At 42.5% G+C, this 9,801-nt stretch carries 9 protein-coding genes; 4 read left to right on the top strand and 5 right to left on the bottom strand.

What is annotated here, in order from left to right:
- From BP621_RS00365 to BP621_RS00355, 3 genes are all read left to right on the top strand, one after another.
- The coding region (locus BP621_RS00365; protein ID WP_349682029.1) for a hypothetical protein at positions 1-128 on the top strand (128 nt) is incomplete at its 5' end.
- A gap of 910 nt (positions 129-1,038) precedes the next feature.
- Positions 1,039-2,640, top strand: coding sequence for a lysine--tRNA ligase (gene lysS / locus BP621_RS00360; protein ID WP_292387081.1), 1,602 nt, complete (start codon positions 1,039-1,041; stop codon positions 2,638-2,640).
- A gap of 30 nt (positions 2,641-2,670) precedes the next feature.
- Complete coding sequence (locus BP621_RS00355) at positions 2,671-3,351, top strand: class I SAM-dependent methyltransferase (protein ID WP_292387077.1); 681 nt, start codon at positions 2,671-2,673, stop codon at positions 3,349-3,351.
- 134 nt (positions 3,352-3,485) lie between these two features.
- Here BP621_RS00355 and BP621_RS00350 read toward each other — a convergent pair whose 3' ends face one another.
- The 5 genes from BP621_RS00350 to hisF form a co-directional block, all read right to left on the bottom strand.
- Positions 3,486-3,743 carry a pro-sigmaK processing inhibitor BofA family protein gene (locus tag BP621_RS00350; RefSeq protein WP_292387074.1) on the bottom strand — a complete coding sequence of 86 codons (258 nt, stop codon included), beginning with the start codon at positions 3,741-3,743 and terminating at the stop codon, positions 3,486-3,488.
- A 145-nt stretch (positions 3,744-3,888) separates the two neighbouring features.
- The gene (locus BP621_RS00345; RefSeq protein WP_292387071.1) at positions 3,889-4,347 is read right to left on the bottom strand and encodes a nucleoside 2-deoxyribosyltransferase; all 459 of its coding nucleotides are present in this window, start codon (positions 4,345-4,347) and stop codon (positions 3,889-3,891) included.
- 42 nt (positions 4,348-4,389) lie between these two features.
- On the bottom strand, positions 4,390-6,990 hold the full coding sequence (locus BP621_RS00340) for a DUF3656 domain-containing U32 family peptidase (RefSeq protein ID WP_292387068.1): 2,601 nt from the start codon (positions 6,988-6,990) through the stop codon (positions 4,390-4,392).
- Positions 6,991-7,166: 176 nt separating this feature from the next.
- Positions 7,167-7,568 (bottom strand): hypothetical protein, encoded by a 402-nt coding sequence (locus BP621_RS00335; protein ID WP_292387065.1) that lies wholly within the window; start codon positions 7,566-7,568, stop codon positions 7,167-7,169.
- A 390-nt stretch (positions 7,569-7,958) separates the two neighbouring features.
- Positions 7,959-8,780 carry an imidazole glycerol phosphate synthase subunit HisF gene (hisF, locus tag BP621_RS00330; protein ID WP_292387063.1) on the bottom strand — a complete coding sequence of 274 codons (822 nt, stop codon included), beginning with the start codon at positions 8,778-8,780 and terminating at the stop codon, positions 7,959-7,961.
- 786 nt (positions 8,781-9,566) lie between these two features.
- Between hisF and BP621_RS00325 the strand changes: the two genes are divergently transcribed.
- Positions 9,567-9,801, top strand: a 235-nt coding sequence (locus tag BP621_RS00325; RefSeq protein WP_292387061.1) for a hypothetical protein, incomplete at its 3' end; no start/stop codon positions are given.

The raw sequence follows: 9,801 nt of genomic DNA, 5'->3' as shown, positions 1-9,801 counted from the left end.
AACTCAATATCGGTGTTATAACGTCAGTACCAGGCGCTGCAAAAGGTATTGCCGCAAAAATGAACATTGAAAAGTTGCTCGATATTAAGATTAATTCCTGCAACCTATTCAGAAAGCAGATAGCGTAAGGAAAGGATTCGGGTAGTAACCTGAGTGTTCCTCCACAGTAGGGATACACAAGATCTATACTAGTGTATTGATTCCAAAATAAATCCTTTCTTTAACGGAAAATTCGTTGATCTATGGATCAATGCAAAAGTCAAGATTGTGAACATACTTTGGAATCGTAGCACTAGACAAGCGTGGGCCTGCCAAAAAACAGCAGCAGAATCGCTATTAAACTCCTCAGGCAGGTCCAAAAAATTTTTTCCTTGGTAAATAGCGACCACCATCCCTGCTGTTGTTCTATTTTTTAGAGTTTACTTACTTTCTGATACAGCCAGCGAATCCTCTACTGTAATATTGTTAAGTAATATTGTTAACCAGTGCTATCCTATTTTCCTGAGTTTAGCAGCCGTTCATTTCTTTCTGTGTATTTTCTTTTGAATTTGTAAGGTTATATTGTTTTCACTTAGCTTGTCTTATTGTTCTTGCCCTCTCTGACTGGATCCGACCAATTTCGAAATATTTATATATTTTTACATGCTTTTATCTATTGGTAAATCAAGTTTGCTTGATTTGCTCTGTAAAGTGCCATATTAAATCTCCGTAAATCTGCAGACTCCTGAATTAATTTGCCTTTGAACCTCCATTAATTTTTCTCCTTTTTTTATTTTTTATATCTGGCTTTTCTTTTTGTCTCATCTACATCTTTTATTGTCAAAAAACGCAAAATGGAAAACAGACTCCTGTTCCTTGCCTTCCAGCCCAAGGTTTATTAGTTGAAACGATAATTATGCAGGGAATTCAAAATTTTTCGCTCAAGCTCAACCGTTGCGCCGGTTGATCACGCCGCTATCTAGAGTTTTCGATCAAACCTTTTTTAAAAAGGCTTGCGGTCAAGCAGTTTTTTGAAAAGGCTTGATTCTGGTGAGAAATATGGCTGAAACAATTCACTGGGCAGACGTCATAGCCGAAGACGTGATAAAAAAGAAAGGCAAACATCTTGTTGCCACAGGCATCACTCCATCAGGGCACATCCACATAGGCAACATGAGAGAAGTCGTGACTGCCGATGCTGCTTATAGATCTCTGATTGATAAAGGGGCAAATGCCGACTTTATCTATATTGCAGATAATTATGACCCACTGCGCAAGGTTTACCCATTCCTTCCAGAGAGTTATGCCGAACATATGGGGAAGCCCATTTCCGAGATTCCCTGTCCCTGCGGAGACTGCGCAAACTATGCCGAGCATTTCCTGAAACCTTTCCTGGAAGCTCTCAGGCGACTGGGCATCAATCCTCAGGTTTACAGGGCAGACGAGATGTATAAGACAGGTAAATACACTGAAGCAATAAAAACCGCCCTTGTTAAAAGAGATGCCATCGCAAAAATCCTCGAAGAAGTCTCAGGGAAAACCGTAGTCCAGGATTGGAGCCCGTTCAATCCCAGATGCAATCAATGCGGAAAGATCACGACCACGAAGGTAACGGGTTTTAATCTGGAAGCCGAAACCGTGGACTATGTCTGTGCATGCGGGCACTCCGGAACCGTGCCTATGACAGGGGGAGGAAAACTTACCTGGCGCGTAGACTGGCCTGCTCGCTGGTCAGTTTTAGGGGTGACTGTTGAACCTTTCGGAAAAGACCATGCTTCGAGAGGCGGTTCTTACGATACCGGAAAGAGAATAGTAAAAGAAATTTTCGGGCACGAACCTCCATATCCTATTGTCTATGAGTGGATAATGCTTGGAAAACAGGGAGCAATGTCTTCTTCTACAGGAGTCGTTGTCTCGATTTCAGGCATGCTGGAAATTGTACCTCCTGAAGTTCTTCGCTACCTGATCATCCGCACAAAACCTGAAAAACACATTCAATTCGACCCTGGACAGCCTCTACTCACTCTTGTGGACGAATACGAACGGCTCAGATCACAGTTCAGGGAAAATGATCCATCACTCGGGACTTTTCAGAGGAGAGTGTACGAATTTTCCAGGGCAACCGGGATCTGCCAGTCTGAAATTCCTTTCAAGCAGATGGTGACTATATATCAGGTAGCAAGGGGAGATTTTGACCGAATTCTGAAAATCGTAAAACGTTCAGGCTTTTCAACTGAAGATAAAAAGTGTATAAAAGAACTGGCAGATAACGTTTCTAAATGGTTAAAACTCTATGCTCCGCCTTTTGCCAAGTTTAAAGTGAAAGAAAAAGTGCCTGTGCAGGCAGCAACCCTGTCCGAACTTCAGAGAGCCTTTCTTTCAGCCTTTGCAGCCCTTATTGAGTCCAGAGGAGAAATCAGTGGAGAAGAATACCATATGCTGGTCTATTCTGCAAAAGACAAAGGTTCCGAACTCAACAGGCGGATTGCGGAAAAGCTGAACACTCCTGCTCCGCAGGTTAATCCTAAGGAACTTTTCAAAGCAATTTATATTTCATTACTCGGGCAGAGCTCGGGACCCAAAGCCGGGTGGTTCCTATCTTCATTTGAGAAGGAGTTCCTGGTAGAAAGGTTTGAAGAAGCTTCGAATTACAGCCCTTAAAAACACGCATAAACATGATAAATCGCAAACATGGATAAATCTGATACCTTTAACCTCGCAGATTCACAGGTGGGCTCCACGAAAAATCATTTCCTTGCCTGGGACAAAGAATACGCCCACCTGAAATGGGGAGGGCCTGCCCCTATCCGGGATATCCAGGCTCATCTTCTGTTCGGATCCAGGGTTCTTGATGCAGGCTCAGGAAACGGCAGATATCTTGGGGAACTTACAAAGTATTACAATGCAATAGGAATTGACATTTCTTTAACGGCTCTTAATGGTTCCAGAGCTCAGATTGCAAGGAGTGGCAGGTTTGCCGAGCACCTTGGCGCAAGTATATCGGATCTGCCCTTCAAAACCCGGGCTTTTGACGGAATTCTCTGTTACGGGGTACTCCAGCATCTCTTCAAAGCAGAAAGGGAATCAGCTGTCGAAGAATTCAGTCACATACTTCGGAAGGGCGGTTTTTTCTTCTTTGAGGCCTTCGGCTATGAAGACATGCGTTGCGGAGGAGAACCTTCAATCCCTTTTGAAGAGAGAACTTTTTCCCGGCAAAACGGAATAATCTACCACTATTTTACTAAAGAAGAGGTCAGGATACTTTTTAAGGGACTCGAAATTATAAAATTAGAAGATACAATAAAAGAAAAAATTTTCAAAGGGAATGTTTACAGGAGGCATCTAATAAAAGGAATCTTCCGGAAACTTTGATTCTTTTTGTGGTAAATCTTAAATATTCTTTTTGGAAATATTGAACTTCTTCATTCTGCAAACTTCCAAAAGTTTTATGCCTATATGCTCCTTATCGCTTTCAATTTTCCCGCAATCATCTTTTCTGGTTGCTTTTATATGAAGGCTATTTTCAGGTAACTTAGTACAATTATAACAAGCGCCCCCAAAACGCCTCCTATTGCGCAGATAAGAACTGCCACCCAGGTGATTGCTATTTCAAGTCCGAGCAGAAGTTTTGCCGCCATAAGGACTAAGATCCCAAGTACTGCATTTATTGCAAGGCCGGTTGCGGTTTTCAGGATCTTATATAGGATGAAGGCCGCTACGATTGCCAGAACCAGTACTAGAATTTCAATAATTCCAACTACCATGAATCATACTTAGGGGCTCAACTTATTTATAATTATCACTGAGTTTTATAATACAGTTATAAAGTAATAAGTTTAAACCTCAGAAATTAACAGTGCATCAGGTGGCGTTTTTTTCTAACGGATGGTTAACTTCAAGCATTTTTCCTCAGAGAGCCCGGATAAACTCAATAATTATTTTTTTTAATGAGGCTTTGTCCGGATAAACCCTCACCTCAAGTAAATGGTCTGGATTTCCCAGTATCATTGCCGAGACGGTTGCATCAGGGCTGTAAAGACAGAGCACGGGAATTCCCTGTACAAGTGCCCTGCAAATTTCGTAACCCACACCAGTAGATGGCACTGTAACTTCTGCAATCAGGGCATCACTTTTTACAAGCAAATCCATATCCCTGGCATAGATCTCCTCTTCTGTCATTCTCATCTCTACTTTTTCCAGATCAGGATCTGCAACGTGCCAGCTGAGTACTTCAGCCCCCACTTCTTCGAGGGTATCAAACATAAACCTGTATGTTTCAAGCAGTTGCCTTCCTCCGCGGATCGAGCCGGATAAAAAGATTTTTAGGCTTCTTTTTTCCGAAACCTCCATTTTCTCCAGATTTTCCATATTTCCTTCACCTTCAGCCTTTTTTTCCGGCAATTCCAGCTTTTACTGCACACCTCTGAAGTAATGTCCTGTAGTAAAGCCCTTTCCAAGCTTTTCGCAGTTTTCCTTCCCCATTCTTCCAGTTTCAAGATAGGTATCAATCGTTTTCCTGTAGGCCAGGGTCACTTTTCTGATCTCGTCTGGATTTTCCATTCCCAGAGTTTCGACTCTGAGGCTTGAAACTCCACCTTTGAGAATTTTAGGAATGTATTCAAGCATGCAAAGTGATCTTGAGTTAAGGAGGTGCATCCTGCATTCATAGTCCATGAGCAGGGGAAACTCGTAGTTCTTCTCGTCTACCAGTGTAAACTTTCCTGACCTGCATGGGGCACTACACTGTCCTTTATTTTTCCCGAGCAATCCCCCTGTAAGGCAGTGTTCGGATTCCATCAGTTCAAGTCTGCCGTAAACAATACACTCTGCAGGCCCGTAAGATGCAACGCTTTTTAATTCTTCAAGGGTCAGCTCCGGAGAAATTACAGCCATCTGAGCCCCGTTCTGCAATAGAAAGGCAAAGGTGTGGCTGTTAAAGATATTTAGAGGACTATCCGCAATAAAAGGAATTTTCCCGGCTTTTGCGAGGCCAAGGGTTCCAAGGTTTGAAACAAGGATTCCGTCAGCTCCCAGTTCCCTTACATGAGCGAAGATTTTTTCTACGGACTCCATTCTGGAATCTTTAACAAGCTTTGGAGTAATGAAATAGATTTTCTTGCCTGCTTTTTGAGTCTCCGCGACAGCTTTCTCAAAAACTGCATCAGATCCCTTTGCCGAGCCTTCTTTTTGCTCTGTTGTTTCCGGCTTTCTGAAAAGCCCTTCGCCGAAATAGATCCTATCGGCTCCGCCTTCAAGCGCTCCTTCAAGCCCTTCAAGGGAATACACGGAAACCGAGAGCATAGTACGTATGGGAAGACCATCTCGAACAGTTCTTTCGGCTTCCTGTCCTGCCTTTTCTAATGATTCCTTCTCCTCTAATTCCTTCTCTTCGGATCCCTTTTCTCCTAGTTCCTGTTCCCCAGATTCATAGAACTGTAGAGTATCAAGAGGTTTCCGCTTCCACCTGGAGATCCGCAGATTTTCAAGCTGCTCTATTGCTTTTGTCCTCAGCTCGTTCAACTGTCCCACAGGAATAAAAATATCTTCTTCCACAGTGACATTAAGTTCAGCAGCCTCATAAATCGTGTTTCCCAATTTTGAAAGCTGTTTTTCGATGCGGACCTTTGAAGTGGGCTGCTTTTCGGCTTTCTCAACCAGATATTCGGACTCAATTGTCACTACGTTTGAATCCCTGTCTTTTACCTCAAGTCTGACAGGTCTTCCAGATGCAACGGTTGCCTTGATAGACACAGAGATTTTGGGCCTCAGGTTTCCGGACTCGCTTTCTTTTTTGAGGGAATCCATAAGCTTTTTGTCATGCGTCCTGTACACCGTGCTTCCTAAGGGTGCCCTTGAATCAAAGGGAATTTCTACCGTATCTCCTACTCCTGCACTGTATACTGGACCCTTTCCGGTATACATTGAGGATATGATTTTTCCTTTATCTTCGGGCCTAGTCTCTGCATTTTCGACCATAATCCCGTCTCCGAGGCGAAGAGGCCGAGAAAGTTTTACCCGAATACGGCTTGAACGCCTGTCATACCCTATAACCACACCTGCCGGAATTCCTCGGTTGTGGGGGTTCTCCCGGCTCATAAGCTCCCAACGTGGATTTTCAAAAAAGTAACCCTGAGTAAAGCCTCTATTAAAGAGCTGGGTGAGTATTTCCTGCTCTTCTTCGGAAACGAAATACCCTGCAGGGTTTTCAATATACCTGTCAATAAGGCGGCGGTAAATCCTGACAACGCCTGCAACATATTCTGGCCTTTTCATCCGGCCTTCGATTTTGAAAGATTCAATCCCGGCTTCTATAAGGTTTCCCAGTCCTGAGGTTGTGTTAAGGTCTTTTGGGCTTAAGAGGTAGTTCCCTATTGTTTTGATTTGCTTTCCTTCGCAGTACAGCCGGTATTTTTTGCGGCACGGCTGGGCACAGAACCCCCGGTTTCCGCTCCTTCCCCCTATAAGGCTGCTCAGGAGGCACTGGCCAGAATAGGAAATGCAGAGAGCCCCGTGTATAAAAACCTCAATTTCAGTCCCTGTTTTTTCTTTAATTCTTTTTATCTCTTCAAGCGAGCACTCCCTTGAGAGCACGACCCTCTCCATTCCCATTTTTTTTGCAAATTCAACTCCTTCGCTGTTATGTAAAGTCATTTGCGTGCTCGCATGCAGCGGAAGGTCAGGCAGATATTTTCCTGCAAGAGAGATAAGCCCGAGGTCCTGAATTATAATCGCGTCGGTTCCTATTTCTCTCAGCCAGGAAAGCAGCTTAAGGGCGTTTTCTATTTCTTCTTCCTTAAGTAGAGTATTTACGGTTACGTATACTTTCACGCCTCTCAGGTGAGCGTAATCGATGGCTTCTTCAAGCTCTTTTTCTGAAAAATTTGAGGCATACCCCCGGGCACTGAAAGTCCGGGCTCCGAGATATACAGCATCCGCCCCATTTTCTACGGCTGCAACAAAAGCTTCCATGCCTCCTGCCGGGGCAAGTAGTTCCGGTTTTTCAGGCTTCATCGATGGGATTAGAGAACCTGCCCTTAATTAAACTTTGGTATACATTTTTTCCTGCAGGACTCAATGTTAAAATTCCTGAGAAATAACTGACAAATAAAAAAGATAAAAATAGATAAGAACGAATTAAATCCAGCCTGAAAGACTCTTGTCGTGCAGGCCGGATGCTATGATTTGGATTACGCTTTCGGCCCTATTATCCAGTTCACAATTTTCCTGTTTTTCTCGTCTCTTGAGGCTTCATAGAGCATTTTTCCTTCACGCATGTGGCATTCACAGGAGTAGCTGAGCTTGTCTGTTTTTCCCACGTATCTGAAGTGTATCTTGCAGTACCCTTCCGCACATCCCAACCCGTACTTAACCCAACCTTCAATATCCGCTCCACCCTCGCAGCTTCCTTCACATGCAACGAGCTCAAAGCTCTTTTCCTCATAAGACTCGATTTTAGCTGGAGCCTGATGACCTTTTTTGAATTTTCCTTTTTCAATTTTCTCAGCTTGGAGCATAAGATCCTCGCCAGTGTTGTTAAGGATCTTAAACTGCAAACCCTCGAGAAGTTCCATGGTTTCAGCTTCTGACATATATGTCCCCCGATAAATGAAGAATCCAGATAAGAATTCCGCATAAGAGATTGCCTCTAAGAAATAAAAAAGTATCTCAAAATATATGGAAGTGCATATGAAAAATCTCTGGATGGATGAAAACTGGGACAATCAAGAAGGATGAAAGTCAGAATAATCAAGATCCAGAGAACAAATTCTGAAAATCAGGCTTCTGAAAATCAGGCTCCTCAAACAAGATAATATGATTACCGTAATCAATCCGTAAAGATACAGGGCTTCTGTTTGCAGGTAGGGCATATACCAGGGTACTCTTTAAGGAAGGAAGGCTTCTTCGAGATTTACTTCTTAAAGATTGGCAAGTGCCGCTATCCAGGCGAAGCAATCTACAAGTTCCTCTTTTTCCTGAAATTAAAGTCTTACAGGAATTTCCCGCTCTCTGAGGTATTCTTTAACTTCTTTTATTGAGTATTCTCTGAAGTGGAAGATGCTTGCTGCAAGGGCGGCATCGGCTTTTCCTATTGAGAAGCCCTCATAGATGTGCTGAGGGTTTCCTACTCCTCCGGAGGCTATAATCGGGACATCGAGCTCTTCTGAGAGCTTTCTTGTAATTGGCAGGTCATAACCGGCACATGTTCCGTCCCGGTCCATACTTGTGAGCAGGATTTCTCCAGAACCGAGTTCTTCTGCTCTTCTTGCCCACTGCACGGCATCGATTCCTGTAGCTTCCCTGCCTCCGTAGATTACTACCTCGTACCAGGCAGGAGTTCCATCCTCGAGCTCCAGAATAGTTTTGTCGTGATTATTCTTTATATCGGTATTTCGCCTGCAGTCAATCGCAGTAACAATGCACTGGGCTCCGAATATATCCGAGGCTTCTTTGATGAAGTCAGGGTTCTTGACCGCAGAGGTGTTAACTGAAACCTTATCTGCGCCAGCCCTGAGAATCTGGCGAATTGCATCAATGGAACTTATTCCTCCCCCAATCGTAAGGGGAATGAAAACCTCGTCTGCAGTCCTTTCAATCACATCGATCATAGTTTTCCTGCCGTGAGCCGAAGCTGTAATATCCAGAAAAACAAGCTCGTCTGCGCCCTCTTCATTGTAGCGCTTGGCGAGTTCCACAGGGTCTCCGGCCTCTTTCAGGTCCAAGAACTCAACACCCTTAACGACACAGCCGCCTGCTCTGTCAAGGGTCACATCAAGGCATGGTATTATTCTTTTGGTGAGCATCTATGGGATATAAATTTAACTTTTATTAAAAGCTTGTTGAAATTAAGCCAATGCCAGTCTTAGAGGCTGTCTTAAAATTAAATACTACATATAATCATATAGTTCGCCAATATCAGAACAAACTTATTTTATATACACAATGGTTTGCATGTCTAAGTTCCATTTACAGTATAAATGTAGCTAAAAATATAACTTGTAGGACTTACGCACTTGAAGTACAAAACCAACAGCAGTAACCTCAGAACTATCTAAAATTCAAATTTTAACTATGACGACTAAGGTGCTTGATTTTGAATCATAATTGCGTAAGTCCTAAATTGATTATTAACAACGGTTATCGGGGAAGTTTTCCATCCCCGCAGCAAGCTAGCGGGGTAGTCGACTGAAAAAAAATCATACTAGATTGAAAATCGATAGCAGAAATAATTATAAAATATGAAATTTTACTGCGGAAAGTGGGGTGAAAAAAGCTTAAAGTTAATGATATATGGCTTGAACAAAAGTGCCGCTTTGAAAAATGGCTGTACTATAAAAAATATAGTAGCTAGTTAAAAATTGCTATTTTGAAAGTTCTCAAAATATATTTGAGATTTTTCTATAAAAAACGACAAAGTAATATCAAAATCGAGTTATAACTAAAAATTACACAGTTTATTGATTTACTTTTTTATAGTTCCAAAGTATAGTTATTTCTTTTTTTATAGTGCCAGCCTATATTTATTTCTTTATTTATAACTATATTTTGCTATATATTTAATTTCATATGGGAGGATAGGGAGGCTTAGAATGAAAGAAACGAGATGTGAGAAAATACGCCGAAGGCATACTTTCATTACATTTTTAGGAATGGCTACACTGGCGTTTTTAATGATGGTGAGTGTAGCAAGCTCAAATGATTCGGCTACGCTGGTGAATGTCGCAAGCTCAAATGATTCAGCTACTTTGGAGAATGCTACATTTTGGTACTATAAAGGTGATGCCCTCAGTAAGCTAGGTGAATATAATGAGTCAATCCAAGCTT

It is taken from the genome of Methanosarcina sp. UBA5, assembly GCF_002505485.1.
Classification (GTDB): domain Archaea; phylum Halobacteriota; class Methanosarcinia; order Methanosarcinales; family Methanosarcinaceae; genus Methanosarcina.
Note: the sequence above shows the minus strand (reverse complement) of the source record. Positions and strands in the feature narration are given on the sequence as shown.